This window comes from Mycobacterium sp. NGS34 (assembly GCF_059812845.1).
The window spans coordinates 144,355-170,980 of record NZ_JCALDM010000008.1; the positions used below are offsets into that span (position 1 = coordinate 144,355).

A 26,626-nucleotide genomic window follows, 5' to 3' on the forward strand; every position below is an offset into this window, starting at 1 on the left:
CAGGCAGCGTAGCACTTCCGCCGAGCGCGCCGGCGTGCGGCGTGCGGCGGCGCGCTCGGTATCAGGCGCCCGGGAGGCCTACGGCGGCGGTGGGGGCGGCGGCGGCGCTGGCAAGGTCCGTTGGGGGCGGATGGGCCCGCAGTTCAGGCCGATCTTGCAGTTCCAGTTGGCCGACGCTTGGGGTTGGGGCGAGTCGCAGCACTGGTCATCCGGTGATCCGGGCGTCGGGGCCACGGTCGTCGGAGGGTCCGCGATGGTCTTGGTGACAACGGCGTCGCCGACTTCGCCGACACCGCCGAGCGCCAGGGCCAGCACGGCAGCACCACCGCAAACCGCGACTATTGCCCTAGCTGGTTTATTTGGCATGAGCCTAAGTCTTGACTTACGCGCGCGGAATGTAGAGGGGCGCAAACGCGCCACTGGTACCTGCGCGCCCAGCGCTGCTAGCTACCCTGAATCGGTGAATCTCGACGTCAATCAGGCCTCCATCCGCGAGGTGTGCGACGCGGGCCTGCTCGCGGGCGCGCTGACGATGGTCTGGCAGCGCGGAGAACTGCTGCAGGTCAACGAGATCGGCTACCGCGACATCGACGCAGGCCTGCCGATGCAGCGGGACACGGTGTTCCGCATCGCGTCGATGACCAAGCCGGTCACCGTCGCGGCGGTGATGAGCCTGGTCGACGAGGGCAAGCTGACGCTGAAGGACCCGATCGTGCGCTGGGCGCCCGAGCTGGCGGACGTGCGGGTGCTCGACGACCCGCACGGCCCGCTGGAGCGGACGCACCCGCTGGGTCGCGCCATCCTGATCGAGGACCTGCTCACCCACACCAGCGGCCTGGCGTATGGCTTCTCGGTGTCCGGTCCGATCGCCAAGGCCTACGTGCGGCTGCCCTTCAACCAGGGCCCGGACGCCTGGCTGGCCGAGCTGGCCAAGCTGCCGCTGGTCCATCAGCCCGGTGACCGATTGACCTACAGCCATTCCATAGACCTCCTGGGCGTCATCGCTTCTCGCATCGAGGGCAAGCCGTTCAACGAGGTCCTCGACGAACGGGTCCTGGGTCCGGTGGGCATGCCCGACACCGCGTTCTTCGTCTCCCCGGAAGGGCGCCGCCGAGCCGCGACCATGTATCGGCTCGACGGGCAGGGCCGGCTGCACCATGACGCGATGGGGCCGCCGCACATCAAGCCACCGTCCTTCTGCAATGCCGGCGGCGGGTTGTGGTCGACGGCCGATGACTACCTTCGGTTCGTGCGGATGCTGCTGGGCGACGGGTCGATCGACGGCGTGCGGGTGCTCTCCCCCGAGTCCGCCCGGCTGATGCGGACCGACCGGCTGACCGACGAGCAGAAGCGGCACTACTTCCTGGGGGCGCCGTACTGGGTCGGCCGCGGCTTCGGACTGAACCTGTCGGTGGTGACCGATCCCGCGAAGTCAGCGCAGCTGTTCGGGCCGGGCGGTGTGGGAACGTTCAGCTGGCCCGGCGCGTACGGCACGTGGTGGCAGGCCGACCCGACCGCCGATCTGGTGCTGCTGTATCTGGTCCAGAACCTGCCCGACATGTCCGCGGACGTGGCCGCGGCCGTCGCGGGCAACACGTCGTTGTCGAAACTTCAATCGGCGCAACCGAAATTCGTCCGCCGCACCTATCAGGCGCTCGGGCTCTAACGCCATGGTCGACTACCCGCCCGTCCGCATCACCGGGCAACGGCTGGTGTTGCGCCCGCCGATGCTGGACGACGCGGGCGCGCTGTTCCAGCGGATCGCCCGCGATCCCGAGGTCACCAAGTATCTGCTGTGGGCGCCCCACCCCGACGTGGCGGCGACGCGGCGGGTCATCACCGAAAAGCTCAACGTCAGCGACGAAGAGCGGACCTGGGCGATCGCGCTGAAACACAGCGGCGAACTCATCGGGCTGACCAGCTGCCGGCGCCCCGTGCCGCACTCGGTCGAGATCGGTTACTGCATGGGACGGCGGTGGTGGGGCAAGGGCTACATGTCCGAGGTGCTCGACCTGTTGCTGACCGCGCTTCAGGCCGATCGCGGGGTGTATCGAGTCTGGGCATCGTGCAGCGTCGAAAACGAGCGCTCGGCACGGCTGTTGGAGCGCGCGGGTTTCGTCCTGGAGGGCCGGCTCGGCCGCTACGCCGTCTTCCCCACCATGGGCCCCGAGCCGCAGGACAGCCTGCTGTACGCCAAGATCCTGCGCTAGCTGTACTCGGCCAGGACGTTGGTAGCAGGCGTGTCGGCTTGATGTGAGGAGAACCCCCGGGTGGGGTGTGGCTTGTCTAAGGCCCATCACCGTCCGGAGGTTCTCGTGTCTCACCGTAATGCCCGTACGACGTTTCAGGGTCGACTGCTGATCGTGCAGCGGCATAAGGCCGGGTGGAAGCAGGCCCATATCGCCCAGGCGATGGGGATCTCTCGCAAGTGCGTGCACACCTGGATCAGCCGTTTTGCCGCTGAAGGAAATTCTGGGCTTTGGGATCGGTCTTCGCGTCCGCATTGTTGTCCGCGCCGCGCGGCGCCCCAGGTGGAGCAGCAGGTTGTGGCCGCTCGCCGCGTTCATCGCCGGGGCCAGGACTGGCTGGGACCTGAGCTGGGGATCCCGGCGCGCACGGTGGGACGCATCCTGCGCCGCCACGGCGAACCCTATCTGCGCGACTGTGATCCGATGACCGGAGTACTGATCAAAGCGTCGAAAACTACTGCAGTGCGCTATGAGCGAGACCGTCCCGGCGAGCTGGTCCACGTCGACGTGAAAAAGCTCGGTCGCATCCCCGATGGAGGAGGGTGGCGTGCCCATGGGCGCCGCGAGGAGGTCCGCGACCGCGGGATCGGCTATGACTACGTGCACTCGATGGTCGATGACCATAGCCGGCTGGCGTACTCAGAAATTCTGGCCGACGAGAAGGGACTCACATGTGCTGGGTTCATCGAACGAGCCGCTGACTACTTTGCAACGCAAGGCATTTCCCATATTGAAGGCGTCATAACCGACAACCACTTCAGCTACCGGCGCTCCGCCGCCGTGGCCCACGTCATTGCCCGCATCGGCGCCAAACACATCTTCATCAAGCCGCACTGCCCCTGGCAAAACGGCAAGGTCGAAAGGTTCAACCGCACCCTGCAAACCGAATGGGCCTACCGACAGGTCTTTGACTCCAACACCGAGCGGGCCCGCGCCCTTGCACCCTGGCTCGAGCTCTACAACACTCGACGACCCCACAGCGCGCTTGCGGGACTCCCACCGATCAGCCGACTGCGACCAACCTCATGACCGAGTACAGCTAGCGCGACGCGACTCGCCGGCGATGTTTCCCGGAACGGTGAGTGGGAATTCGATCTGGTACACGGGTGCGTCGGGGCACACACGCGAGTAGCCACAGGGAGAAGGTGCCCTACCGATGACCACTGCCTTCCTGCCCTCCCACGGCCGGGGACGCCACGAATTGCCCGGCCGCCGCCACGAACTTCTGCGAGCCCGGTTCGGAATCGTGCTCTGCGCCGCCGCGCTTGCGCTGCTATCGGGTGCCGCGGGCGCCCTCGGCGCCGTCGAACTTCGCCCGGCCGCAACCGTCAGCGGTCCGACGAGCCCGCCGGTCCTTACCCAGCCCGCCGCGAACATCGAGCAGGCCGCGGCCAGAGCGATACCCAGTGTGGTCAAACTCGAGACTGCGGCCGCCACCCAGTCCGACGAGGGCTCGGGAGTGGTGCTGAGCGCCGACGGGCTGATCCTCACCAACAATCACGTCGTATCGATGGCGGGCCCGGCGGCGCACACCGTGGCGACGCTTGCCGACGGACGCGCCGCCCCGTTCACCATCGTGGGCGTCGACCCGGTCGCCGACATCGCGGTCGTTCGCGTGCAAGGGATTTCGGGCCTGCACCCGATGACCATGGGCACGTCGGGCGGCCTGCGTGTGGGCCAAAACGTGGTGGCCATCGGCGCGCCCCTCGGGTTGGACAGCACGGTGACCACCGGGGTGATCAGCGCGTTGCACCGCCCGGTGTCGGGCATCACCGGCCCCGCCGGCAGCAGCGCCGCGTTCGACGCCATCCAGACGGACGCCACGATGAGTCCCGGCAGCTCCGGCGGCGCGTTGGTCAACGCGGCCGGTGAAATGATCGGGCTCAATTCGGCCATCGCGACGATGGGAGCCGTTTACCCGGGCGGCCCGGCCGGCTGGGTCGGCGTGGGCTTCGCCATCCCCGTCGACCAGGTCAAGCGCGTCGCCAACCAGTTGATCGCCAGCGCCAACGCGACGAACGCGTCGCTGGGCCACCGGTGAACCGCGGCTAAGTGTCCCGGTCCAGTGCCCGCCGCGCGTAGGCGCGCACGTCGGCGTCGCCGTCCTTGAGCGCGATGCCCAGCGCGTCGCGGGCGGGGGGCTCGGCGGCCCAGCGGGTAAGGCTCAGCACCGCCGCCTTGCGCACGTCGAGGTGCGCGTCGGACAGCGCCTCGGACAGCAGCGGCACCGCGACGGCCGCCGCCGCGCCGGCCAGCGCCCGCGCCGCGCCCTCGCGCACCTGCCAGGCCGGCGCCCGCAACGCCTTGTCGACGGCGCCCAGATCTGTCTCACCGCAGCCCAATTCGCCCAGGGCGGCGAGCGCGGCCGCGCGCACCAGCGGGTCGGGATCGGCCACCAGCTCGCTCACCGCCTGCGCGCCGTCGCGCAGCGTCGCCAGGCCCCCGGCCGCCGCGATGCGGACCTCCCGGCTCTCGTCCCCGGTGGCCGTGACGACGCCGGCCACGTCGTCGACCGACACCAGCGCCCGCACCGCCTCGATGCGCACCCGGTGGTCGGGATCGTCCAGCGCGCGGCGGTATTGGCCCGCATCACCGGTCCGGCGCGCGGCGAGGAGATAGACCGCGGCCGCGCGTACCACCGAATCCCCGGACAGCAGATGCGGTTCGGCGCCGGCCGGGTCGGGCAGCACCTCCACCAGTTCCCGGATCCCCTCGGCGGCGCTGCGACGCACCGCGGCGTCGGCGTCGTCGAGGGCCGCGAACAGGGCGGGCGCGTATCCGTCGGGGATGTGCTCGGTCAGGGTGGCCACCGCGGTGCGGCGCACCCCGGGATCGGTGTCGGCCAGATACGGCGCCAGCTCGGCGACGGTGGGCTCCTCCAGCGCGAGAACCTCGGCGATGCGGGGCGACGGGGGTTCGAACGCCGTTGCGGGCGAAACGATCCGGGACGCCACGGTGGCCGGGGCCCGGCCGCCGATCAGCGGTGGCTGCTCCACCTCGCGCACGGTCTGGTCCACCGGCGGCAGGCCGTCCAGCTCGGGGACGGGCACGACGTACGGCGCGACGGGCCGCTTGAGGAACGCGATCTCGCCGTCGGGGCCCTTGCGCAGGTTCAGGTGATAGCCCCATTGGTTGTCGTCGCGGCCGGGCAGGTCGGCGCGGTCGTGGTAGAGGCCCCAGCGGGATTCGGTCCGGGTCAGCGAGGAGCGGGCGGCCATCTCGGCGCAGTCCCGGATGAACGACACTTCGACGGCGCGCATCAGCTCGTGCGGGTTGCGGGCGCCCATCCCGGCGATCTCGTCGCGCATCCGGTCGAAGGTGCGCACCGCGATGGACAGCTTGGCCGCCGTCTTCGGCGGCGCCACATAGTCGTTGACGAACCGGCGCAGCTTGTACTCGACCTGCGGTTGCGGCGGGCCGTCCGGGTGCCGCAGCGGCCGGTAGATCAGCTCGTGGGCGGCGCGCAACTGGTCGTCCGGGAGCGCCTGCGGGGCAACGACATCGGCCAGCGAAGCGGCGGCGTCGGTGCCGGCGAGGTCGCCGAAGACGAACGCCCCGATCATGTAGTTGTGCGGGACGCAGGCCAGGTCGCCCGCGGCGTACAGGCCCGGCACCGTGGTGCGGGCGTGCTCGTCGACCCACACCCCGGAGGCGGAATGGCCGCTGCACAGGCCGATCTCGGAGATGTGCATCTCGACGTCGTGGGTGCGGTAGTCGTGGCCGCGGTTGGCGTGGAACGTGCCGCGGGTCGGGCGTTCGGTGGTGTGCAGGATGTTCTCCAGCGCCGTCAGCGTCTCGTCGGACAGGTGCGACACCTTGAGGTAAATCGGGCCGCGGGCCGAGTCGATCTCGCTTTTCACCTCGGCCATCATCTGCCCGGACCAGTAGTCGGAGTCCACGAACCGCTCGCCGTGCGCGTTGACCTGGTAGCCGCCGAACGGGTTTGCCACGTAGGCACACGCCGGTCCGTTGTAGTCCTTGATCAGCGGATTGACCTGGAAACACTCGATTCCCGACAGCTCCGCGCCAGCGTGGTAGGCCATCGCGTACCCGTCGCCGGCGTTGGTCGGGTTCTCGTAGGTGCCGTAGAGGTATCCCGACGCGGGCAGGCCGAGGCGCCCGCACGCACCGGTGGCCAGGATGACCGCCTTGGCGCCGACGGCGACGAACTCGCCGGTGCGCGTGTGCAATGCGGCCGCGCCCACCGCCCGCCCACCGGACGTCAGCACCCGCACCGGCATCAGCCGGTTCTCGATGCGGATCCTCTCCCGCATGGACTTTTGCCGCAGCACCCGGTACAGCGCCTTCTTGACGTCCTTGCCCTCCGGCATGGGCAGCACGTAGGAGCCCGATCGGTGCACCCGGCGCACCGCGTACTCGCCGTGCTCGTCCTTCTCGAACTTCACGCCGTAGCGCTCCAACCGCTGCACCATCGCGAAGCCGCGGGAGGCGGTCTGATAAACAGTGCGCTGGTTGACGATTCCGTCGTTGGCGCGAGTGATCTCCGCGACGTAGTCCTCGGGTTCGGCCTTCCCGGGGATGACGGCGTTGTTGACGCCGTCCATGCCCATCGCCAGCGCCCCGGAGTGCCGGACGTGGGCCTTCTCTAGCAGCAGCACCTGTGCGCCGTGCTCGGCGGCGGACAGGGCCGCCATGGTGCCGGCGGTGCCACCGCCGATGACCAGCACGTCGCAGTCGAGGCGGAGCGGGGCCAGGTCGGGAATCCGCATCACGCTGCCACCGAATGATCCAGCGCAGCAATGATTTCGGCGCGCAGTTCCGGACGCGGTCGGTCGATGCGCGGATCCGGCACGTCGAGCACCGCGCGCACCGGTTCGCCAGCTTTGCCCAGCACGACGATGCGGTCCCCCAGCGTCAGCGCCTCGTCGACGTCGTGGGTGACGAACACGATCGTCGTCGGATGGGTGCGCCAGGTGTCGATGAGCAGCCGCTGCATGGCGGCGCGGGTCTGGGTGTCCAGCGCCCCGAACGGCTCGTCCATCATCACCGCGCGCGGCGCCCCGGCCAGGCCGCGGGCCAGCTGGACGCGCTGGCGCATCCCGCCGGACAAGCTCTTGGGCAGGTAGTTGCCGAAGCCGGTGAGGCCGAGTTCGTCGATCCAACGCTCGGCCGCCGCGCGGCGCGTCGCGCGGGGCTCCCCTCGCAGCCGCAGCGCCAGCTCGATGTTGGACCGCACGGTGCGCCACGGCAGCAGCGCGTTGTCCTGGAAGACCATGCCGCGGTCGCCCGAGGTGGTGGTCACGGGCACGCCGTCGGCCAGCACCCGGCCGTCGTCGGGCGCCAGCAGCCCGGCCAGCGCCCGCAGCACCGTCGACTTGCCGCAGCCCGACGGCCCGGTGAGCACCAGGATCGCCCCCGGCCGCACCGCCAGGCTCAACCCGTTGATGACCGGGGAACCAGTGTAGGACAACGTGACTCGATCCAGCTCGAGGCGAATTCCGGCGGTCACTTGGCACCCTCCTGCGCGCGCGGCAGCCACCGCGTCACCCGGCGGCCCACGAGTTCGACGGCGGCCGCGGTCACGAAGCCGAGCACGCCGATGGTGATGATGCCGACGAAGACCTGCGGGTAGTTCAGCACCGTGTAGTCCTGCCAGGTGCGGTAGCCGATCCCGAGCCGGCCGGAGATCATCTCGGCGGAGATCACGCAGATCCACGCCACCCCCATGCCGACCGAGAGCCCGCCGAACACGCCCGGCAGGATGCCCGGCAGCACCACCTGGCTCAGCACCTCCCACCGGCGCCCGCCGAGGGTGCGCACCGAGTCCTCCCACAGGGTCGGCAGCGCCCGCACCGCGTGCCGGGTGCTGACCATGATCGGGAAGTAGGCCGCGAGGAAGGTAATGAACACGATCCCCGCCTCGTCGGTCGGGAACAGCAGGATCGCCACCGGCACCAGCGCGATGGCCGGAATGGGCCGCGCCAGCTCCGTCAGCGGGCCGAAGACGTCGGCGAAAAGCCTTGAGCGGCCGAGTAGCACCCCGGTCGCCACCCCGACCACGGCGGCCAGCCCGAACCCGGTGAGGATCCGCAGCAGCGACTGGGCCAGGTCGAGCCAGTACTCGTAGGCGCCCAGCCGACGCTGCAGCGCGGTCACGATCTGGGTCACCGTCGGCAGGGTGTCGAACCGCAGCAACAACCGCACCTTGCCGGCAGTGAGCAGCTGCCACAGCCCGACGGCGGCGGCCACCGACGCCACCCGCACCAGCCACGACCGCCACGGCCACGCAACTCGTCGCGGCGCGCCGAAGACGGGCGGCGGTATGGCGTGATCAATCGCCGTCGCGGTCATACCGAACCTCCCAGTGCTTGTTGGTAATTCACGGCGACGCTGCCGGGATGGGCGGCGGTGTAGCGACGGGCCCCGGCGACGGTGCCGAAGGGCAGGTAGGTCTGGCCGTCCCGAACCCACATCGCCTTGTCGGCGAACCACCGCGTGCCCAGCTCCGCGTCGGGAACGTAGGCCGCGCGGACCCTGGCGCCGCGGGCGGCGGCATCCCTGATCGCCTGCAGCAGGCCGGTGGGATTGGCGACGGTCTGGGTCGTCTCGGAGCCGTCCAGCCACAGCTCGCTCGCCAGCGCGGGGTCGCCGGTGAGCAGCGACGGGTTGGCGGTGCGGCCCCGCGCCGCGTCGTAGTCGAGCCCACGGGCGGCGAACACCGCGCGCAGCGGCTCGTCGACGACGAACTTTCCGACGTCGAGGTCGGCGAAGTCACCGATCGACTTCAGGTACGGCACATCGCTTTTCAGCGCGCCGCCCAGCGACGGTTTCAGCGTGGTGTCGAACGAGGTGCCGCCGGGGCCGTTGTAGAGGTACACCACCTCCTGCGGCAACCCGCTGCCCTGCGCGACGATGCGCGCGGCCTCCAGCGGCTTGGAGTTGAGGAAGTCGGTTGCGTCCAGTTGCGCCTGCAGGAACGCCGCCAGCACCTCCGGGTGGGCCGATGCGTACGAGCGGCGCACCACCACGCCGTGCAGGGTGGGCAGGTTCAGCTCGGCGCCGTCGTAGAGCAGCTTGGCCTTGCCCTGGTAGACCAGCAGGCCCGGCCACGCGACGAACTGCGACAGCGCCTGCACCTGGCCGGATTCCAGCGCGGACGCGCCGATCTGCGGCTGCTGGTTGAGCACCTCCACACCGCCGACGCCGGCCTTTGCCAGGGCGCGCACCAGCGTGCCGTGGCCCGCCGATCCCACGCTCGCGGACACCTTGGCTCCCGCGAGGTCGGCCAGCGTGGTAGCCGGCGAATCCGGCGCCACCACAACCATGTTCAGCGCCCCCCGCGGGTTATAGCCGGTGACGGACACCATCTCGGTGCGCGCCAGCGGGTTGCTCTGCGTCTTCGAGCCGTTGATCAACATCGGGTAGTCGCCCATCGAGCCGATGTCGATCTTCTCGGCCAGCATCTGCGCGGTGATCGGGGCGCCGGTGTCGTAGTCCTGCCAGCGCACCGCGTATCTGGTCCCGGTGCGGGTGGTGATGTCGGCGAGCCGGCGCTCCAGGTAGCCCTGCGCGCGCAGCAGCGTGCCCGCGGTGACGGTGTTGATGGTCTTGGACTGGTATCCGACCACGACGTTAACCACACCGGAGGACTGCGAGAGGGACTCCAGCGAGCAGCCGGAGACGACGGCGACGATGACGGCTGCCATCGAGATCAGCCGTGTGGCTTGGCGTTTCATCAGCGCAGGAGATAGGGCATGTTGACGGTGACGGCGCCGGTGGGGCAGCGGGCCGCGCAGGGGCCGCAGTACCAGCACTCGTCGACATGCATGAAGGCCTTGCCGGTGTCCGGGTTAATGGCCAGCGCGTCCAGCGGGCAGACCTCGACACACAGAGTGCAGCCGTCGATGCACAGCGACTCGTCGATCGTGACCGGCACGTCCGCGCGGTGGTTGACAAGAGTCATGGCTTGCTCCTAATCAGGCTGCCGTGCATGGTGATTCGATCGCCGCGCATCCGGATGTACTCCAGGTCGACGGGTCTGCCGTCGTCGAGGCTGGTGAGCCGCTCCAGCATGAGCAGCGCCGCCCCGTCGGGCACCTGCAGCGTGGCCGCCGAGTGCGCGTCGGCGGGGATTGCCTCCAACGCCAGCGTCGCCGAACCGAGCCGCTGCCCGCTGACCTGCTCGATGAGCGCGAAGATGTCGTTGGTCTCCAGCGGGTGCTCCAGGATCCGGGTTCCGATGTCCGGAGCCAGGTAGGTCAGGTCGAGGCTGAGCGGCAGGTCGCCGAGGTAACGCAGCCGCTCCACGAACACCGCCTGCGCGCCCGGCTGCAGCCCCAGCCGCCGCGCCACCGACGGCGGGGCGGTGACCGGCATGGCGGCGCGGACCTCGTTGCGCACCTCGCCGAGGTGTTTGAACGTTTCCTTGAGCCCCAGCAGCGCGTCCAGCCCGTGCGAATACTTGCGCTGGGCGACGTGCGTGCCGACCTTGGGGCCGCGCTCGATCAGTCCCTCGTTCTTCAGGACCGTCAGCGCCTCGCGAACGGTGTTGCGCGACACCGCGAATTCGGCCGCCAGCTCGTGCTCGGCCGGCAGCGCGCCGGGGTAGGCGTCGGCGTGGATCTGCTGGCGCAACACGTCGGCGACCCGGCGGGCCCGGTCGGCCCGCGGACCGTGAATCGGTACTGGTTGCGCCACGTCGTCACGCTAACGCGGCCCGGCGCGCCGTCCGGGACGCCCAGACGCGGCCCCCGGAACCGGCTCGCGGCATTGCGCCGGGCCGGATTCGGCGGCGACCAGCCAAAAACCGCACCCACCGCCCTATTGCGCCACCCGCGCAACGGGGACGTCTTTGCGATCCCGCTGAGCAAAAATTACGGTCGGGAGGCGCCAACCATTTCTCGGCTGCTTTCCGGCGGTGGCCCCTCTTCGATTTCGTGGGTGGGCACCAGGGGCGCCGCCGCCAGCGGGAACAAGCCGCACAGTGCCCACGCCACCGGATATTCGGCCGCCGCGATCAACGCGCCGAACAGCGGCGGGCCGGCCGCGGCCATCAGCCGCTGGGTGGTGTTCTGCAGGCCCAGCGCGCGTCCGCTCCAGAACGGCCCGGCGAACTCCGTGATCGCGGTGGCCTCCAACCCGTTGTCGAGGACGGCGAGCACCGAGACGGCGAGCATCAGCAACACGTCGTATCCCGAACCCGTGGCGTCGGTGAGGGCGAGCACGAACAGGGCCACGGCGCCGGCGATGGCGATGGTGCGGACCGGGCGCATTCGCGAGCCGACGCGATCGGACCACCGGCCCACCGCGATTCGGCCCGCGGCGCCCAGCACCTGGGAGAGGGTGACCAGGCCGCCGGCGGCCGCCACCGACCAACCATGGCGATCCATCAGCCACACCAGCATGAACGTCACGGTCACCGTCTGCGGGATCATCAGCAGGCCGGCCACCGCGTGGATCCGCCACAACACGAACGAGCCGCGATACGGGCTGGCCAGTTCCTCCGCGGCCGCCGCCTTGCGGGATTTCCTTGGCGGATCGGCGATTCCGATCACGCTGGCCACGGCCGCCACCGTGCACATCACCGCGAGGAACATCAGTCCCCGGTGCGGGCCGCTTTCGGCCAGTTCGGGAATGACCAATGCCCCCAAGGCGATTCCCAACGGCTGCGCGGTTTGGCGGATGCCCATCGCCAGGCCGCGTTGCCGCGGCGGGAACCAGGCCGACACCAGCCGGCCGCCGGCGGTGTTGCAGCTCGCCGCGGCCATCCCGCCGATGAACAAGAAGACACCGATCATCAGCACCGAATGGGCCGACGCGGCCGCGTAGGCCGCGGCCGCGGTGAGCACCGATCCCGCCGTCAGCACGGTGCGCTCGCCGACCCGGTCCAGCACGTAGCCCCAGAAGACCAGCGTGACCACCATGCCCCAACTGGGCATCGACGACAGCAGGACGGCCACGGTCAGCGACATGCCGCGGCGCACCTCGAACGAGGGAATCAGGAACGCCACACCGTTGATGAAAAGAAACGAACTGGCCGTCACCCCCAACGAGACGGCCATGATCGACCACCGCGCACCCATTCAACAATGTTGCCACAGCGTTTGGCGGGCACCGGAAATCGCGGCGGCCGAAACTTATTGATCTTTAAGGTAATTCATAACCGTTATCTAATCTCGACGCGGAATTCATAGGGTATGCATAGTCATCTCGATCCGTGGGAGGATCAACTACGTGACTGATGACGCGGCCAAACACGCTTTGACCAAGGTGCCTGCGGTCACCCTGGGCTTCTGGGTGATCAAGATCCTGGCGACGACCCTGGGCGAGACGGGCGGCGACACCGTCACGATGACGCTGAACTGGGGCTACGCCGCAGGCGTCACGCTGTTCGGCGTCGCGCTCGTCGCGCTGGTCGCGGCGCAGATCTTCGCCAAGCAATTCCACGCGAGCCTGTACTGGGCCACCATCGTGGCGTCGACGACGTTCGGCACGACCCTGGCCGACTTCGCCGACCGGCAACTGGGGATCGGCTACACGGGCGGAACGCTGCTGCTGTTGGGTCTCCTGCTGACGACCCTGGGGCTGTGGCGCTGGACGCAGGGAACCGTGTCGGTGAGCACCGTCTCGACACCGAAGGTCGAAGCGTTCTACTGGGCCACCATCACGTTTTCGCAGACGCTCGGCACCGCGCTCGGCGACTGGCTCGCCGACACCCGCGGATTCGGCTACGAACGCGGCGCGCTGGTGTTCGGCGCGGCCCTGCTCGTGGTCGTGGCCCTCTACTACTGGACCGGGATCTCCCGCGTCGCCCTGTTCTGGGTGGCCTTCATCCTCACCAGGCCGCTAGGCGCGACCGTCGGCGACTTCATCGACAAGCCGGTCGCCGACGGCGGCCTCGCGCTGAGCCGCCCCCTGGCGTCGGCGGTGATCGCCGCGATCGTCGTCGCGTTGGTCGTCGTGTTGCCGCAGCGTCCGGGACGCCACCCGGGTCACCCGGAAGAGCGCGCGGCGGCGGAAACCCCCTGATTCCCAAGCCTTCCCAGCAGATTCCCAGCGACCCGCGCCTACGCTGGAAGTGTCATGGGAAAGTTGACGAAATTGACCAGCAAAATCCTTATCGGCGTTGCCATTTGCGTGGGGGCCAGCGTCGCCGGATCGGCCACGGCCGGCGCCGACCCCAGCGTCTTCAGCACTTTGAGCTGCAGCTGCCAACGGGCGGCACCCACCGGCAGCCCGGCCCGGCAGGACGCGATAGCCCGGGGAATCCGGCAGGGCCTGTCCGACTTGCCGGCCGTGTCCGGCTAGAACCGCTCAGCCGCCGGTCACCGGCTGCGCGACGCTGTCGCCGTTGCGCGCCGACGCGTCGGCCGGCAGCTCGAAGACGGGGTACGCCGAACCGACCGCGGCCGTCGCCGCGTTGCGCTGGGCCTCCATTCGCGCCAGCGCGGCGTCGGTGAACACCGACAGCCCCAGGTCGGGGTTGTAGCCGTGGATCTCCTTGACGTCGAGCTGGGCCAGGAAATAGACGATCTCCTTGGACACCACCTGGCCCGGGACCAGCACGGGGAAGCCGGGCGGGTAGGGCACCACGAACGTGGTGGACACCAGCGTCCGGCCCTCCGCGAGCCGCCGGCCCGCCATGCCGATCAGCACGTGCTCGCGGTCGGCCTCCTCGTATCCCGCGTAGAAGGCCGACCGCATGTCGCCGAACATGCAGGCGTCGACCGGGCGGAACGCCATGTCGAATTCGCTGAAATCCGGCAGGTGCGGCAGGTCCTCGGTGATCTCCTCGACCCGGCGCTGCTGCAGGGCGCGGTCGTCCTTGCCGCCGATGCTCTGCCTCCGATCGAAGTCGGTCGCGATGCGGCGCAGCACGTCGAGCAGGTAGTGCACGCTCGACCAGGTGACCCCGATGGTGAAGATCAGCAGCACGCTGTTGATGGAGGTCTTGTTGATCTGAATGCCGAACCGCTCCATCAGGATCTTCTCGCGGAAGTCGTAGCCGTTCATGCCGGTCTTGCCGATGAACAGGGTGACCCGCGTCGCGTCCAGCACGAACTGGTCCGACCGCCACGCCTCGTTCCACTCGGCCAGGGCGCCCTGGCGAACCTCGCGGTACGAGCTGACGCACGACGCGCGGAACTCGTCGGGCACCAGGTCGGACTCGTCGAGGATGCGGAACCACTTGCCGATCAGCCGGTCCTTGCGGACGCGGTGCCGGAAAACCAGCGCCATGTTGTAGACGTTGCGGACCAACTCGAAGCCCTCGATGTCGACCTGGCGGCGCGCCAGGTCCAGCGACGCCAACAGCTGCTGGTTCGGCGACGTCGAGGTGTGGGTCAAAAAGGCCTCGACGAACGAGTCGCGGGTGAGCGCCTTGAAGTCCTGGTCGCGGACGTGGACCATGGACGCCTGCCGAAACGCCGACAGCGACTTGTGCGTGGAGTGCGTCGCATAAACCCGGACCCGCGCGCGGGCGGGGTCGGGAAGCAGCCGGCGATCGACCCACTCCGAGCGGTCCACCCCCTCCATCGATGCGGCCCAATCCCGGTATTCCGCAGCGTATTCCGGCGACGCCAGCATCTGCTCGAGGCGTTCCGCCGACACCATCGCGGTGCGCTGCCGCGCCCACGGCACCGCCGTCGCGAACGCGTACCACGCCTCGTCCCACAAGAAGCAGATGTCCGGCTTGATCGCCAGCACCTCCTCCATCACGCGGCGCGGGTTGTAGACGACGCCGTCGAAGGTGCAGTTGGTGAGCAACAGCATTCGGACCCGGTGCAGCTGGCCGGCCGCCTCGAGGTCCAGCAGCGCCTTCTTGATGGTGTGCAGCGACACGGCCCCGTAGATCGCGTACTCGGGCAGCGGGTAGGCGTCCAGGTACAGCGGGTAGGCCCCGGCGAGCACCAGGCCGTAGTGATGCGACTTGTGGCAGTTGCGGTCGATCAGCACGATGTCGCCCGGGCGCGTCAGGGCCTGCACGACAATCTTGTTGGCGGTGGACGTCCCGTTGGTGACGAAGTAGGTGTGGTTGGCGTTCCACGTCACCGCGGCCTTGTCCATCGCCTTCTTGATGTTGCCGTGCGGGTCCAGCAGCGAGTCCAGGCCGCCGGAGGTGCTCGAGGTCTCGGCCATGAAGATGTTGCGGCCGTAGAACTCGCCCATGTCCTGCAGGGACTTCGAGTTGAAGATGCTGGCGCCCCGCGCGACGGGCAGCGCGTGGAACTGGCCGACCGGCGCCCCCGCGTAGGCGCACAGGGCGTCGAAAAACGGTGTGGCGAAACGGTTTCGCAGGCCCGCGAGCACGGTGCTGTTCAGGTCGGTGACGTCGTTGAGCCGGTAGAACGTCCGGTCGTAGACGTCGGGTTCGTCCTCTGTCTCCGCGGCGATCGACTCGTCGGTGAGCAGGTACAGGTCGATGTGCGGCCGCAGCTCCCGCATCCATTCGGCGCATTCGACCCAGTCCTGGGTCTCCGTCGTCACCACCTCGTCGCAGGCCGCCCCCAGCAGCGTGTTCATCAGCGGCACCCGGTCGTGGGAGCGCAGCGGCAGGTCGTGGCGGATGATCGCGGCCTGGATCTCGCCGTTCAGCGCGACCGCGGTGATGGCGTCCTCGATGCTGCCCACCACGAGCAGCTCGTACTGCACGTCGTCGGACGTGTTGCGCAGCGCCCGCAGGCACTCGGCCAGGCTGTCGCGGGCCGTCGACAGGGCGTCGTCGGCGAGCAGCACGGTGTAGAACTGCTGCTGCTTGGCCTGGGCCACCAGCTCCTGCTCGGCCAGCGACGCGGTGGTGTCGAAGAGCCCGGCGCGGTCGCCGTATTCGCTCAGCAGGCGGACCGCCAGCGACACCTCCTCGCTGAGGCGCACCGTCGAAAGGCCCTCGAGGTGCGCGCGAAACGTCGCGAGGTTGGCCGCGCCGGGGTACAACCAATACCGCTCGTAGGCGGCGATGCGGTCCATCAGGCGCTTCACCCGAGCGATGTCGTGGGTCTTGTCCAGCCCGGCGAGGTCGACGTCGCGCAGGTGACGGCACGCGTCGTCGAGCAGGTTCCACGTGTCGACGCGCGTGTACGACGGGTTGGCGACCGCCGCGAGCGCGGACACACGAAGTCGTCGTGGCCGGGCAGTTTCTGGGCTCATCTGGTCATTGTGGCCCGGCATCGGCGCGTGCGGAACGATTATCGGCGGTCCGATTTGCCGTACGCGAGGGCCACGAGGAGCCCGGCCGCCGCCATCAAGAGAAACAGCACGGCCAGGGGGTCGACCAGCTCGAGAATCATGCGACCACGGCGACGTCGGGCACCACACTGATCAGCGTCACCACCAGGTCGGCGCCGTCGGGAATCGAGTAGACCCGCCGTTCCCCGGGACGCGCACCGGCAATCGCGCGGCCCATGGGAGACAGCGTCGAGTACACCTTGATGCCGGGGTCTTTGGCACCGTACCGGCCCAGCCGAAAGGTTTCGGTCTCGCCGCTGTCCTCGTAGCGGATGGTGACGATCGTGCCCGGCTGCGCGGTGTTGCGCGCGGTGTCCTCGACCACGATCGCGCGAGCCAGCAGATCCTCGAGCTCGCGGATTCGCGCCCGGCGCGCCGAGTAGCGCGCGATCCGGTTGGCGTCGTGATCCATGAAGTCGTCCGGCACCTCGATGCTGCGCCGAGAGCGCAGGGCCGTAAGCTCGCCCAGCAGGCGGCCGTATTCTTGTCCGGTCAGCCAAATACCTTGCGTGTCATGCATATTCGTTGCTCTCTTTCATTTTTGTGAAGTGTTGTCGTCAGGGACGGGCCGCGGCGGGGCAACCGCCCCTGACGACTCGCAGGGGCTATCCGGCGGCGCGGTCGCCGACCATGCGGTCGAAGTCGCGCTGCCAGCCGGCATGGCGCTTGCGGTCGATGACGATGCGCGCCACCCCGAACAACGCCGCCGCCCCGATGACGACGCCGAACCAGATGGCCGTTCCGGTCGCCACGGCTTCGTCCAATGCCGAAAACACCGGCTTGTCGACCGGCAGGCCTTGCTCATCCACCCAAATGTCCACGCGGTCACCGGGTTTGGCGGTCCGCTCGACGACAACCAGGCCGGTGTGCTCGGTTCCCGCGGCGACCCACCGCGCCGGCGCGGCGACGGTCGCGCTGGCGAGATTGCGGCCGGCCTGGCCCTCCCCCGTGATTGTCGCGGTGACGTTCTGGTGGGTCTGCGCCTGCGCGGCATAGAGGCGGCTGCGGGAGTCGTGGACCGCGGTCCCGATGGCGGCCGCGACGGGCAGTGCGACGATCGACACCACGAACGCGAACACCAGAAGCAACGCTTCGACGCGGTCGACGTTGCGCACCAACGGATTCAGGCCGAACAGCCGGACGAACAGGCTCCGCGGCACGGGCACCGTGAAGGTGTCCATTGCGGGGTCGGGGCACTGAGTTGTCATTTGATCGGTCACCTCGGGAATTGGTTGCAACTCCAGGGTGGCGCCGATTTCGGCCGCTGGCTTGCCCCCGTCGGACAACTCGGCGGCCGCGCTTTGTCGCGTTCCGACAGTGCGCGGGGCGTCAGTCGGTGTCGGTGGCCGCCAGCTCGATCGTCATCGCCAGCCGCTTCTTGGCATCGTCCAGCCGCAGGTTGGTGATTTCGGCCATCTTGCGCAGCCGGTAGCGCACGGTGTTCTCGTGCACCCCCAGCCGCTCACCCGCGCCCACCGGGTCGCCCTGGGCCTCCAGCCAGGCCCGCAGCGTGGCGACGTAGTCCGTCGAGTTCGCCCGGTCGTGGCGGCGCAGGTCGGCGACCGGCCCACGGTCCGGCAGACGACCGGCGTGCGCCGCGGTGCGCAGCCGCTGCAGGAGGATCTCGTCCCACGCCTCGTCGTACGCGGGCGGCGCCCCACCCGCGGACGACTCGTGCAGCGCCAGACACTCGTCGGCTTCCCGCCGCGCGGCCACGAGGTCCGCCACGTCGGCCGGCCCGCTGATGCCGGCCGCAACCCCCACCCCTTCGGGCATGGCCGCCGTGAGATCGCTCACCCAGCGCCGCGCCGCGTCCGCCGGCTCGCCGGGAAGGACGGTGTAGACGGTGTTTCCGGCCAGCGCGCTGCGACCGGGCCGGGACCAGCCGAACCCGGCGGTGGCGCGCTCGAACGCCAGCAGCAGGGCGGCGTCGCGGTCGCCGTCGATGGACGCCTGCAGCGCGATCACCCGCAGCGGCCCGCGCGGCAGGCCCAGCCGGCTGGCCAGCGTCGCTGCTTCGAAGGTGCCCTCCAACAACCGGATCACCAGCTCGGATTCGACCTGCCGCTCCAGGTCCGCGCTGGCTCGGGAGCGGAGCAGGTGCAGGGCCACCGTGTGGGCGCCGTCGGCCAGCGCGGCGCGCTCGGCGCCGTCCAGCGGGGCCGGGCAGGCCACCCACACCGAGCCCAGCAACTCCCGTCCAGACCGCACCGCGACCACCATGCGGCCGCCCAGGCCGTGTTCGGAGTCCGCGCCGACGTATAACGGGTCGTCGGAGGCGGCCAGGTGTGCGAACACGCCCCGCGCCTCGAGCAGCGCGCGCAGCCGCTCGGGCGTCTGGCGGTCCAGGATGGTCTCGATGCGCGCCGGGTCGGCGTGCTGCTGCGGACGCGAATACGCCAGCACCCGCAGCAGCCGGTCCTCGATCGTCACGGCACCGCCGATGGACTCGGCCAGGCTGTCGGCCAGCGCGAACATATCCGTTGGGCCGCGGCCGGATTCGGTCTCGCGGCCCTCCAGCACCAGCCCGTAGACCACCGCGGCGACCGCGCTCCACGCGACCGACGGGTCGAGCACCATCACCGCCCCGGGCTCGCCACCGTCGTCGGAGGGCGTCGGCTCCCCGTCGCCTCGCGTCAGGAGCACGACCGCGCGGGCCGACGCCGCCCACCCGAGCGCTTCGGCAAGGGAGCGCGCTCCGATCGCCAGCAGGACGTCGCCGACCGGGGGATGCTCGGCCGCCGACTCGTGAATCACCACGCTGCGCAATTCGGTGGACCTGGGCACCGAAGACCACCGCAGCCGGACCCCGTAACCCCCCAGCACGTTCACCAAGCGGTCCAAAGTGATCACGAGCCGCTCCCCGGGTCAGCCGTCCAGTTCGTCGTCGCTGTCGTCCGCGTCCAGGATGCGCCGATTCGCCCGGCTGTCCATCCAGCGCAGCACCGGAAGCTCCCGGCTGCGCGCCGGCAGTTCGGTGACGTCGGTCAGCGAGCGCACCACGGCCTGCGTCAGGCCCATGATGGCGGCCATCACCGGCAGCAGCGGCTGCAGCGGCCGGGCCGCCGACCGGACGGTGCTGATGCGGCGGGCCACGATCAGGCGTTCGATCGAGTGATACAGCCAGGCGCCCACGCCCAGCGCGTAGATCGCCAGCGCCGAGGCGACGACGGTCCACCCGTAGGCGGCGCATACCACGGCGCCCAGCACCACCGTCGCGGCCAGGAAGGCGGCGACGGCGACCCGCAGCTCCAACCGGGTCATGGTTCCTTCCGGACCGCCTTGGCCGCCGCGCGGATCTGCGGGGTCACCAGCATGACCTGGCCGAGCACCCCGTTGACGAAGCCCGGCGACTCGTCGGTGGACAGCTCCTTGGCCAGCTGCACGGCCTCGTCGACGGCGACGGGCTCGGGGACGTCGTCGGCGTAGAGCAGCTCCCACACCGCGACCCGCAGGATGGCCCGGTCCACCGCGGGCAGCCGGTCCAGCGTCCAGCCCTGCAGGTGCGAGCTGATCAGGTCGTCGATGTGGGCGAGGTGCTCGCCGACCCCCCGGGCCGCGGCGGCCGCGTAGGGGTACAGCGCCGACACGTCGGGGTTCGCCTCGGCCAGCGCGGTTCGGACGTCGACGACCTCCACCGGGGTCAGCCCCCGGGCCTCGGCCTCGAACAGCAGGTCGACGGCGCGCTTGCGCGCCTGATGGCGTCCCCTAACAGCCATGGGGCCGGCTCACGCGTTGACGCGGCCCAGGTAGCTGCCGTCGCGGGTGTCCACCTTGAGCTTGTCCCCGGTGTTGATGAACAGGGGCACCTGGATCTCCGCGCCGGTTTCGACGGTGGCGGGCTTGGTGCCCGCGCTGGACCGGTCGCCCTGCAGGCCGGGCTCGGTGTGGGTGACCTCCAGCTCGACGGACACCGGCAGCTCGAGGTACAGCGGCGCCCCGTTGTGGAACGCCACCTGCACGGGCAGGCTCTCGAGGAGGAACCGGGCGGCGTCGCCGACCAGGGACTCCGGCAGGTGGTGCTGCTCGTAGTCCTGGCTGTCCATGAACACGAAGTCCGAGCCGTCGCGGTACAGGTACGTGGTGTCGCGCCGGTCGACGGTGGCGGTTTCCACCTTGACGCCGGCGTTGTACGTCTTGTCGACCACCTTGCCGGACAGCACGTTCTTCAGCTTCGTGCGCACGAAGGCCGGCCCCTTGCCGGGTTTGACGTGCTGGAACTCGACGATCTGCCATAGCTGGCCGTCGATCTCCAGCACCAGTCCGTTCTTGAAGTCGGCAGTCGATGCCACGGCGGTGTGTCTCCTCAGGGATGGCAGTTCACGCGAACTTCGCTGTCGGTTCGCCCCATGCAGATTACCCGCGCCGCGGCGCCGGCCCGTACCGCGCGCCCGTGATCGCGCACACCCCTGCCCCTAGAGGGCGACCAGGATATTCAGCGCAATGTCGATCGTCGGCAGCACGAAAACGAAGAAGAATGCGGTCGAAAAGGCGATGGCTTGGCGAATCAGCGGAAGCAGAAATCCCGCTAATTGATTGAGCATCTGCTCGAATGTGGTGAGGGCGCCGGCGAAGAAATTCTGGACATCGCCCCAAAGGGCGGAGATCGCGCCGGTGATCGATTCCGCGCCCGCGGCCGCGGGCGGCAGCAGCGCGGCGTTGGCGGCCTCGGCCGCCGCATAGGAGCCCGCGCCTTTCGCCAACTGCTGCACGAACTGCTCCTGGGCCGCCGCGGCCTGCCCGGCCTGCGCCTGGTAGTGCTCGGCGTGGCGAGAGAAGAAGTTCGCGATGGTCACCGACACCTCGTCGCCGGCCGCGGGCAGCACCGCGAGGGTCGGCGCCGCCGCCGCAACGTGGGCGGCACCGAGGTTCGAGCCGATGCCTGCCAAATCAGTTGCGGCAGAAGCGATTATCTCCGGCGTCGCGATCAGATATGTCATGTCGGCTCTCGCATCCGGTCAGCCTAGCCCGCGGGTAGGCGCGCGGAAACTTAACAAAGAACCAACTTTGGGCGTCGCGTTACTCGGCGCCCAGCCCCCCGGCGCCAGCTAAGCCAGGACGGCCAGCTCCTTGGGGAAACGGGTCAGCAGCTCCGGGGTCTCCCCCGCGGTGTGCGACGTCCCGTCGGCAACCACCAGCGTGTCCTCGATACGGACACCGCCGCGGCCGGGCAGGTAAACGCCGGGCTCGACGGTGACCACCGACCCCGCCAGCAGCGTGCCGGCGGACGTGGCCCCGATTCCCGGCGCCTCGTGGATCTGCAGACCCACGCCGTGCCCCAGGCCGTGGCCGAACTGCTCGCCGTACCCGGCGTCGGCGATCAGCCGGCGCGCCGCGCCGTCCACCTCGCGCAGGTTGGCGCCCGGCTTCAGGGCCTCGCGGCCGGCCCGCTGCGCGTCGGCGACCAGCTGGTAGATCTCCAGCTGCCAATCGGCGGCCTTGCCCAGCACGAAGGTGCGGGTCATGTCGGAGTGGTAGCCGGCGACCAGCGCGCCGAAATCGATCTTGACGAAGTCGCCCTCGGCCAGCACCGCGTCGGTCGGGCGGTGGTGCGGGATCGCCGAATTCGGCCCGGCGGCCACGATCGTCTCGAACGAGATCGCGTCCGCGCCGTGGTCGAGCATCAGCGACTCCAGCTCGCGGCTCACCTCGCGCTCGGTCCGGCCGGGCCGCAGGCCGCCGCGCGTCACCAGGTCGGCCAGTGCGGCGTCGGCCGCCTCGCAGGCCAGGCGCAGCAGCGCGACCTCCCCGGCGTCCTTGACCTCGCGCAACGCCTCGACGGTCCCGGCGGCCCGCACCAACTCGGTGGACGCCTTGTGCTCCTCGATCTCGCCGGTCAGCGCGTCGAAGCCGTCGACGGTGACCACGTTGCTCTCGAAGCCCAGCTTGCCGACGGCGGCGTCGGCGGCCCGGCCCGCCAGGTAACGCCCGACCGCGCGCTCGATCGCGACCTCGAGGTCGGGCGCCTGCGCGGCGGCCTGGGTGCGGTACCGGCCGTCGGTGGCCAGCACGGGGTCGCGGTCGTCGGCAAACACCAGCAACGCGCCGTTCGATCCGGAGAAACCGGACAGATACCGCACGTTGACCAGGTCCGTGACCAGCATCGCGTCCAGCCCGCTGGCCCCGATCTGCGCTTTCAGGTTGTCTCGGCGCTGGGAATGTGTCACGACCCTTGACGGTACTCGCTAGGCTTTCCCTTCATGAGGAACTGGATCCTGCGCGGATTGGTGTTCGCCGCCGCGATGGTCGTCGTCCGTTTGATACAAGGTGCGTTGATCAACGCGTGGCAAACACAGGCCGGGTTGATCAGCATCGTGCTGCTGCTCCTGTTCGTGATCGGCGTCGCCGTCTGGGGAGTGCTCGACGGTCGGGCGGACGCCAAGGCGCAGCCTGACCCGGACCGCCGCCAGGACCTGGCGATGACGTGGCTGCTGGCCGGCCTGCTGGCCGGCATCCTCAGCGGCGCCGTCGCCTGGCTCATCGCGCTGGCCTACACGGGGCTCTACACCGGGGGCCTGATCAACGAGGTGACGACGTTCGCGGCGTTCACCGCGCTGCTCGTGTTCCTGCCCGGGATCATCGGTGTGGCGGTGGGCCGCTGGCGGATCGACCGGCAGACGGAGAAGGCGCCCGATCAGCACCACGGCCTCGGCGGTAAGAAGCAGGAGCGGGACGGCGACACCGACGTGTTCTCCGCCGTTCGCGGCGACGAGACGCCGACCGGCGAGATACCCGCGCAGACGGTCCCCGGCGCCCGGGCCGAGGAACGCACCGGGTCGGTCGCGACCGCCGAGCGCGACGCGCCCACGGAAACCATCCCCACGAGCGCGGACGACGCCAAGACCGAGGTGATCCGCACCGACGACGCGAGGCACACCAAGCCGGGCTCGGAGCCGGAAAAGGGTTAACCCACCTCGGCCAGGTAGCGCAGGGCGAGCAGGTAGCCCTGGATGCCCAGCCCGACGATCACCCCGGTCGCGACCGGGCTGATGTAGGAGTGGCGCCGAAACTCTTCGCGGGCATGCACATTGGAGATGTGCACCTCGATCAGCGGCGCGCTCAGCTCGGCGCACGCGTCGCGCAGCGCCACCGACGTGTGGGTCAGGCCGCCGGCGTTGAGGATCACCGGCTCGCCGGCATCGGCCGCCAGGTGGATCCAGTCCAGCAGCTGCGCTTCGTTATCGCTTTGCCGCACAACGACTTTGAGCCCGAGGGCGGCGGCTTCGCGCTCGATCAGCTCCGCCAGCTGCTCGTGCGTGGTGTCGCCGTACACGTCGGGCTCGCGGCGGCCCAGCCGGCCCAGGTTCGGGCCATTGATAACCTGCACGTTCACGTTCACCGTCATGACGCCCCCAACCCGGAGTAGGCCGCCGCCAGCAGCGACGGGTCCGGTCCCGTGAGCCGGCCCGGCTTCCCGAGCCCGTCGAGGACCACGAACCGAAGCACGCCGGCGCGGGTTTTCTTGTCGCCGGCCATGTATTCCAGCAACTGCGGCAACGCGTCGGCGTCGTAGGTGACCGGCAGGCCGAGCGAGGTCAGGATGCTGCGGTGGCGCTCCGCGGTGTCGTCGTCCAGCCGGCCGGCGAGGCGGGCCAGCTCCGCGGCGAACACCAGGCCCACCGACACCGCGGCACCGTGGCGCCACCGGTAGCGCTCCCGGCGCTCGATCGCGTGCGCCAAAGTGTGTCCGTAGTTGAGGATTTCGCGCAGCTCCGACTCCTTCTCGTCGGCGGCGACCACCTCCGCCTTGACGGCGATCGCGCGGCGGATGAGCTCCGGCAGCACGTCGCCCGCGGGGTCCAGCGCGGCCTGCGGGTCGGCCTCGATGAGGTCCAGGATCACCGGGTCGGCGATGAACCCCGCCTTCACCACCTCGGCCATCCCGGCGACGAGTTCGTTGTGCGGCAACGTCTTCAGCGTCTCCAGGTCCACCAAAACGGCCAGCGGCTGATGAAACGCGCCGACCAGGTTCTTGCCGGCGTCGGTGTTGATGCCGGTCTTGCCACCGACGGCCGCGTCGACCATGCCGAGCAAGGTGGTGGGGACGTGGACGATGTCGACGCCGCGCAGCCAGGTCGCCGCCGCGAAACCGGCGACGTCGGTGGCCGCGCCGCCGCCGAGGCTGACCAGGGCGTCCTTGCGGCCGATTCCGATGCGGCCCAACACCTCCCAGATGAATCCCACGACGGGCAGGTCCTTGCCCGCCTCGGCGTCCGGGATCTCGATGCGGTGCGCGTCAATCCCCTTGTCGGCCAAGCGGCTTCGGATCTCCTCGGCGGTCTCGCCCAGCACCGGCTGGTGCAGGACGACGACCCGGTGCCGGCCGGACAGCAGGCGCTCCAGCTCGCCGTGCAGCCCGGACCCGATCACCACCGGATACGGTTCGTCGACGGCCACGTGCACGGTGACCGGGGCGGCGGTCATGTGGCGGCCCCGCTCGTCGTCTCCAACCGGCTTAGGATGTTGCGCACCACCGCGCCGGGATTGCGGCGGTTGGTGTCGACCCGGATGGTCGCGACGCGCCGGTACAGCGGGACCCGCTTGGCCATCAGGTCGCGGTATTTCTCGGCGCGGTCCGGCCCGGCCAGCAGCGGGCGCACGGCGGCGCCGCCGGTGCGCCGCACCCCTTCGCGGGCGCCGATCTCCAGGTAGATGACCGTGTGCCCGGCCAGCGCCTCGCACACGCCCGGGCTGGTGACCGCGCCGCCGCCGAGCGACAGAACGCCGTCATGGTCGGCCAGCGCCGCGCGCACCACCTGTTCCTCGATGCGGCGGAACTCCTGTTCCCCGTCGGTGGCGAAGATCTCGGCGATAGTGCGCTGGGTCTGCTGCTCGATGGCCGCGTCGGTGTCGAGCAGGCCGACCCCGAGCGCCTTGGCCAGCCGGCGCCCGATGGTGGACTTGCCGGAGCCCGGCAGCCCCACGAGCACCGCCTTGGGGGCCATCACGCGGTACCGCGCGCGGCGGGCGATTCCCGATCGGCGACCGCGCGCTGGTAGGACTCGACGTTGCGGCGGGTCTCGGTCAGCGAGTCGCCGCCGAACTTCTCCAGCGCCGCGCGGGCCAGCACCAGCGCGACCATGGTCTCGACCACGACGCCGGCGGCCGGCACCGCGCACACGTCCGAGCGCTGATGGATCGCGACGGCCTCGTCGCCGGTCGCCATGTCGACGGTGGCCAGCGCCCGCGGGACGGTGGAGATGGGCTTCATCGCGGCGCGCACCCGCAGCGGCTGGCCGTTGGTCATGCCGCCCTCCAGCCCGCCGGCGCGGTTGGTCGAGCGCACGACGCCGTCGGGCCCGGGGTACATCTCGTCGTGGGCGCGGCTGCCCCGGCGGCGGGCGGTCTCGAAGCCGTCGCCGATCTCGACGCCCTTGATCGCCTGGATGCCCATCACGGCGGCGGCGAGCTGGCTGTCCAGCCGGTTGTCGCCGCTGGTGAACGAGCCCAGCCCGACCGGCAGGCCCAGCGCCACCACCTCGACGACGCCGCCGAGGGTGTCGCCGTCCTTCTTGGCCGCCTCGATCTCGGCGATCATCGCTTCCTCGGCGGCCTTGTCGAACGCGCGGACCGGGCTGTCGTCGATCGCGGCCAGGTCCTCCGGGCAGGGCGGCGGACCGTCGTAGGGCTTGGACGGGCCGATCGCGATGACGTGCGAGAGCACCTCGACGCCGAGCGCTTGACGCAGGAACGAGCGGGCCACGGTCCCGGCCGCTACGCGGGCGGCGGTCTCGCGGGCGCTGGCCCGCTCCAGCACGGGCCGGGCGTCGTCGAAGCCGTACTTGAGCATGCCCGCGTAGTCGGCGTGGCCGGGCCGCGGCCGGGTCAGCGGTTCGTTGCGGGCGCTGTTCGTCAGTTCGGCCGGGTCCACGGGGTCGGTGGCCATCACGGTTTCCCACTTCGGCCACTCGGTGTTGCCGATCTCGATCGCGATCGGCCCGCCCAGGGTGACGCCGTGCCGGATCCCGGACAGGATGGTCACCGCGTCGCGCTCGAACTTCATCCGCGCGCCGCGGCCGTAGCCCAGGCGGCGGCGGGCCAGCTGATCGGCGATTTCGGTGGACGTGACGTCGACGCCGGCGACCATGCCGTCGACCACGGCCACCAGCGCGCGACCATGGGATTCTCCGGCGGTGATCCAGCGCAACACCCGGCCATTCTCCCATGTGGGCCGCCGCGAACTTAAATCCGAG

At 70.0% G+C, this 26,626-nt stretch carries 28 protein-coding genes; 7 read left to right on the forward strand and 21 right to left on the reverse strand.

Annotated features, from left to right (window positions below):
• Window positions 1–78: 78 nt before the first annotated feature.
• Window positions 79–315, reverse strand: a complete 237-nt coding sequence (locus AC5Y7V_RS20775) for a hypothetical protein (protein WP_499881918.1) — start codon at window positions 313–315, stop codon at window positions 79–81.
• Window positions 316–460: 145 nt separating this feature from the next.
• Between AC5Y7V_RS20775 and AC5Y7V_RS20780 the strand changes: the two genes are divergently transcribed.
• The 4 genes from AC5Y7V_RS20780 to AC5Y7V_RS20795 all read left to right on the forward strand — a co-directional run bounded on the left by AC5Y7V_RS20780 (window position 461) and on the right by AC5Y7V_RS20795 (window position 4,290).
• Window positions 461–1,666: a serine hydrolase domain-containing protein gene (locus AC5Y7V_RS20780; RefSeq protein WP_499881919.1), complete on the forward strand. Its 1,206-nt coding sequence runs from the start codon at window positions 461–463 to the stop codon at window positions 1,664–1,666.
• Window positions 1,667–1,670: 4 nt separating this feature from the next.
• Window positions 1,671–2,210 (forward strand): GNAT family N-acetyltransferase, encoded by a 540-nt coding sequence (locus AC5Y7V_RS20785; RefSeq protein ID WP_499881920.1) that lies wholly within the window; start codon window positions 1,671–1,673, stop codon window positions 2,208–2,210.
• Between the two features lie 105 nt (window positions 2,211–2,315).
• Window positions 2,316–3,278, forward strand: a complete 963-nt coding sequence (locus AC5Y7V_RS20790; protein ID WP_499881921.1) for an IS481 family transposase — start codon at window positions 2,316–2,318, stop codon at window positions 3,276–3,278.
• 127 nt (window positions 3,279–3,405) lie between these two features.
• The gene (locus AC5Y7V_RS20795) at window positions 3,406–4,290 is read left to right on the forward strand and encodes a S1C family serine protease (RefSeq protein ID WP_499881922.1); all 885 of its coding nucleotides are present in this window, start codon (window positions 3,406–3,408) and stop codon (window positions 4,288–4,290) included.
• A gap of 7 nt (window positions 4,291–4,297) precedes the next feature.
• Here AC5Y7V_RS20795 and AC5Y7V_RS20800 read toward each other — a convergent pair whose 3' ends face one another.
• From AC5Y7V_RS20800 to AC5Y7V_RS20830, 7 genes are all read right to left on the reverse strand, one after another.
• Complete coding sequence (locus AC5Y7V_RS20800) at window positions 4,298–6,979, reverse strand: fumarate reductase/succinate dehydrogenase flavoprotein subunit (RefSeq protein ID WP_499881923.1); 2,682 nt, start codon at window positions 6,977–6,979, stop codon at window positions 4,298–4,300.
• On the reverse strand, window positions 6,979–7,719 hold the full coding sequence (locus tag AC5Y7V_RS20805; protein WP_499881924.1) for an ABC transporter ATP-binding protein: 741 nt from the start codon (window positions 7,717–7,719) through the stop codon (window positions 6,979–6,981). Before AC5Y7V_RS20805 ends, AC5Y7V_RS20800 begins: the two co-directional genes overlap by 1 nt.
• On the reverse strand, window positions 7,716–8,561 hold the full coding sequence (locus tag AC5Y7V_RS20810) for an ABC transporter permease (protein WP_499881925.1): 846 nt from the start codon (window positions 8,559–8,561) through the stop codon (window positions 7,716–7,718). The genes AC5Y7V_RS20805 and AC5Y7V_RS20810 overlap by 4 nt, the downstream gene beginning before the upstream one ends.
• Window positions 8,558–9,946 carry an ABC transporter substrate-binding protein gene (locus tag AC5Y7V_RS20815; RefSeq protein WP_499881926.1) on the reverse strand — a complete coding sequence of 463 codons (1,389 nt, stop codon included), beginning with the start codon at window positions 9,944–9,946 and terminating at the stop codon, window positions 8,558–8,560. The genes AC5Y7V_RS20810 and AC5Y7V_RS20815 overlap by 4 nt, the downstream gene beginning before the upstream one ends.
• Window positions 9,946–10,173: a 4Fe-4S dicluster domain-containing protein gene (locus AC5Y7V_RS20820; protein ID WP_076064768.1), complete on the reverse strand. Its 228-nt coding sequence runs from the start codon at window positions 10,171–10,173 to the stop codon at window positions 9,946–9,948. Before AC5Y7V_RS20820 ends, AC5Y7V_RS20815 begins: the two co-directional genes overlap by 1 nt.
• The gene (locus AC5Y7V_RS20825) at window positions 10,170–10,907 is read right to left on the reverse strand and encodes a GntR family transcriptional regulator (protein ID WP_499881927.1); all 738 of its coding nucleotides are present in this window, start codon (window positions 10,905–10,907) and stop codon (window positions 10,170–10,172) included. Before AC5Y7V_RS20825 ends, AC5Y7V_RS20820 begins: the two co-directional genes overlap by 4 nt.
• 176 nt (window positions 10,908–11,083) lie before the next feature.
• Window positions 11,084–12,292 (reverse strand): MFS transporter, encoded by a 1,209-nt coding sequence (locus tag AC5Y7V_RS20830; RefSeq protein ID WP_499881928.1) that lies wholly within the window; start codon window positions 12,290–12,292, stop codon window positions 11,084–11,086.
• Between the two features lie 151 nt (window positions 12,293–12,443).
• On the opposite strand from AC5Y7V_RS20830, the gene AC5Y7V_RS20835 reads away from it, so the two are divergent.
• On the forward strand, window positions 12,444–13,238 hold the full coding sequence (locus AC5Y7V_RS20835) for a COG4705 family protein (RefSeq protein WP_499881929.1): 795 nt from the start codon (window positions 12,444–12,446) through the stop codon (window positions 13,236–13,238).
• Window positions 13,239–13,292: 54 nt separating this feature from the next.
• Window positions 13,293–13,517 (forward strand): hypothetical protein, encoded by a 225-nt coding sequence (locus AC5Y7V_RS20840; protein WP_499881930.1) that lies wholly within the window; start codon window positions 13,293–13,295, stop codon window positions 13,515–13,517.
• A 6-nt stretch (window positions 13,518–13,523) separates the two neighbouring features.
• On the opposite strand, the gene AC5Y7V_RS20845 is transcribed toward AC5Y7V_RS20840, so the two are convergent.
• The 9 genes from AC5Y7V_RS20845 to AC5Y7V_RS20885 form a co-directional block, all read right to left on the reverse strand.
• A complete protein-coding gene (locus AC5Y7V_RS20845; protein WP_499881931.1) occupies window positions 13,524–16,355 on the reverse strand; it encodes an aminotransferase class I/II-fold pyridoxal phosphate-dependent enzyme in 2,832 nt (943 codons plus the stop codon).
• A gap of 136 nt (window positions 16,356–16,491) precedes the next feature.
• Window positions 16,492–16,953 carry a GreA/GreB family elongation factor gene (locus tag AC5Y7V_RS20850; RefSeq protein WP_499881932.1) on the reverse strand — a complete coding sequence of 154 codons (462 nt, stop codon included), beginning with the start codon at window positions 16,951–16,953 and terminating at the stop codon, window positions 16,492–16,494.
• An 85-nt stretch (window positions 16,954–17,038) separates the two neighbouring features.
• Window positions 17,039–17,641 (reverse strand): Rv1733c family protein, encoded by a 603-nt coding sequence (locus tag AC5Y7V_RS20855; protein ID WP_499881933.1) that lies wholly within the window; start codon window positions 17,639–17,641, stop codon window positions 17,039–17,041.
• Between the two features lie 121 nt (window positions 17,642–17,762).
• A complete protein-coding gene (locus tag AC5Y7V_RS20860) occupies window positions 17,763–19,286 on the reverse strand; it encodes a PucR family transcriptional regulator (RefSeq protein ID WP_499881934.1) in 1,524 nt (507 codons plus the stop codon).
• Window positions 19,287–19,301: 15 nt separating this feature from the next.
• The gene (locus AC5Y7V_RS20865) at window positions 19,302–19,697 is read right to left on the reverse strand and encodes an antitermination protein NusB (protein WP_499881935.1); all 396 of its coding nucleotides are present in this window, start codon (window positions 19,695–19,697) and stop codon (window positions 19,302–19,304) included.
• Window positions 19,694–20,152: a transcription antitermination factor NusB gene (gene nusB, locus AC5Y7V_RS20870; RefSeq protein WP_499881936.1), complete on the reverse strand. Its 459-nt coding sequence runs from the start codon at window positions 20,150–20,152 to the stop codon at window positions 19,694–19,696. Before nusB ends, AC5Y7V_RS20865 begins: the two co-directional genes overlap by 4 nt.
• A gap of 9 nt (window positions 20,153–20,161) precedes the next feature.
• Window positions 20,162–20,725 (reverse strand): elongation factor P, encoded by a 564-nt coding sequence (gene efp, locus AC5Y7V_RS20875; protein WP_066929672.1) that lies wholly within the window; start codon window positions 20,723–20,725, stop codon window positions 20,162–20,164.
• 123 nt (window positions 20,726–20,848) lie between these two features.
• Window positions 20,849–21,373: a PE family protein gene (locus AC5Y7V_RS20880; protein WP_499881937.1), complete on the reverse strand. Its 525-nt coding sequence runs from the start codon at window positions 21,371–21,373 to the stop codon at window positions 20,849–20,851.
• Window positions 21,374–21,481: 108 nt separating this feature from the next.
• On the reverse strand, window positions 21,482–22,600 hold the full coding sequence (locus tag AC5Y7V_RS20885) for a M24 family metallopeptidase (protein WP_499881938.1): 1,119 nt from the start codon (window positions 22,598–22,600) through the stop codon (window positions 21,482–21,484).
• A gap of 33 nt (window positions 22,601–22,633) precedes the next feature.
• Between AC5Y7V_RS20885 and AC5Y7V_RS20890 the strand changes: the two genes are divergently transcribed.
• Window positions 22,634–23,341: a B-4DMT family transporter gene (locus tag AC5Y7V_RS20890; protein WP_499881939.1), complete on the forward strand. Its 708-nt coding sequence runs from the start codon at window positions 22,634–22,636 to the stop codon at window positions 23,339–23,341.
• Here AC5Y7V_RS20890 and aroQ read toward each other — a convergent pair.
• From aroQ to aroC, 4 genes are read right to left on the reverse strand one after another with little or no spacing between them, the layout of a single operon-like run.
• Window positions 23,338–23,778: a type II 3-dehydroquinate dehydratase gene (gene aroQ, locus AC5Y7V_RS20895; protein WP_499881940.1), complete on the reverse strand. Its 441-nt coding sequence runs from the start codon at window positions 23,776–23,778 to the stop codon at window positions 23,338–23,340. The genes AC5Y7V_RS20890 and aroQ overlap by 4 nt on opposite strands.
• Window positions 23,775–24,857, reverse strand: a complete 1,083-nt coding sequence (aroB, locus tag AC5Y7V_RS20900; RefSeq protein ID WP_499881941.1) for a 3-dehydroquinate synthase — start codon at window positions 24,855–24,857, stop codon at window positions 23,775–23,777. The genes aroQ and aroB overlap by 4 nt, the downstream gene beginning before the upstream one ends.
• Window positions 24,854–25,378: a shikimate kinase gene (locus AC5Y7V_RS20905; protein ID WP_499881942.1), complete on the reverse strand. Its 525-nt coding sequence runs from the start codon at window positions 25,376–25,378 to the stop codon at window positions 24,854–24,856. Before AC5Y7V_RS20905 ends, aroB begins: the two co-directional genes overlap by 4 nt.
• The gene (gene aroC, locus AC5Y7V_RS20910; protein WP_499881943.1) at window positions 25,378–26,583 is read right to left on the reverse strand and encodes a chorismate synthase; all 1,206 of its coding nucleotides are present in this window, start codon (window positions 26,581–26,583) and stop codon (window positions 25,378–25,380) included. The genes AC5Y7V_RS20905 and aroC overlap by 1 nt, the downstream gene beginning before the upstream one ends.
• Window positions 26,584–26,626 lie beyond the last annotated feature (43 nt).

What these genes read in the sequence shown, in the direction of transcription:
- aroQ (WP_499881940.1), bottom strand. Translation starts at nt 23,778, where the DNA reads ATGACGGTGAACGTGAACGTGCAGGTTATCAATGGCCCGAACCTGGGC.
- AC5Y7V_RS20840 (WP_499881930.1), top strand. Translation starts at nt 13,293, where the DNA reads ATGGGAAAGTTGACGAAATTGACCAGCAAAATCCTTATCGGCGTTGCC.
- AC5Y7V_RS20850 (WP_499881932.1), bottom strand. Translation starts at nt 16,953, where the DNA reads ATGCATGACACGCAAGGTATTTGGCTGACCGGACAAGAATACGGCCGC.
- AC5Y7V_RS20820 (WP_076064768.1), bottom strand. Translation starts at nt 10,173, where the DNA reads ATGACTCTTGTCAACCACCGCGCGGACGTGCCGGTCACGATCGACGAG.
- AC5Y7V_RS20890 (WP_499881939.1), top strand. Translation starts at nt 22,634, where the DNA reads ATGAGGAACTGGATCCTGCGCGGATTGGTGTTCGCCGCCGCGATGGTC.
- AC5Y7V_RS20785 (WP_499881920.1), top strand. Translation starts at nt 1,671, where the DNA reads ATGGTCGACTACCCGCCCGTCCGCATCACCGGGCAACGGCTGGTGTTG.
- AC5Y7V_RS20855 (WP_499881933.1), bottom strand. Translation starts at nt 17,641, where the DNA reads ATGACAACTCAGTGCCCCGACCCCGCAATGGACACCTTCACGGTGCCC.
- AC5Y7V_RS20830 (WP_499881928.1), bottom strand. Translation starts at nt 12,292, where the DNA reads ATGGGTGCGCGGTGGTCGATCATGGCCGTCTCGTTGGGGGTGACGGCC.
- AC5Y7V_RS20880 (WP_499881937.1), bottom strand. Translation starts at nt 21,373, where the DNA reads ATGACATATCTGATCGCGACGCCGGAGATAATCGCTTCTGCCGCAACT.
- AC5Y7V_RS20795 (WP_499881922.1), top strand. Translation starts at nt 3,406, where the DNA reads ATGACCACTGCCTTCCTGCCCTCCCACGGCCGGGGACGCCACGAATTG.
- AC5Y7V_RS20845 (WP_499881931.1), bottom strand. Translation starts at nt 16,355, where the DNA reads ATGAGCCCAGAAACTGCCCGGCCACGACGACTTCGTGTGTCCGCGCTC.
- nusB (WP_499881936.1), bottom strand. Translation starts at nt 20,152, where the DNA reads ATGGCTGTTAGGGGACGCCATCAGGCGCGCAAGCGCGCCGTCGACCTG.
- AC5Y7V_RS20800 (WP_499881923.1), bottom strand. Translation starts at nt 6,979, where the DNA reads ATGCGGATTCCCGACCTGGCCCCGCTCCGCCTCGACTGCGACGTGCTG.
- AC5Y7V_RS20815 (WP_499881926.1), bottom strand. Translation starts at nt 9,946, where the DNA reads ATGAAACGCCAAGCCACACGGCTGATCTCGATGGCAGCCGTCATCGTC.
- AC5Y7V_RS20810 (WP_499881925.1), bottom strand. Translation starts at nt 8,561, where the DNA reads ATGACCGCGACGGCGATTGATCACGCCATACCGCCGCCCGTCTTCGGC.
- AC5Y7V_RS20905 (WP_499881942.1), bottom strand. Translation starts at nt 25,378, where the DNA reads ATGGCCCCCAAGGCGGTGCTCGTGGGGCTGCCGGGCTCCGGCAAGTCC.
- AC5Y7V_RS20865 (WP_499881935.1), bottom strand. Translation starts at nt 19,697, where the DNA reads ATGACCCGGTTGGAGCTGCGGGTCGCCGTCGCCGCCTTCCTGGCCGCG.
- aroB (WP_499881941.1), bottom strand. Translation starts at nt 24,857, where the DNA reads ATGACCGCCGCCCCGGTCACCGTGCACGTGGCCGTCGACGAACCGTAT.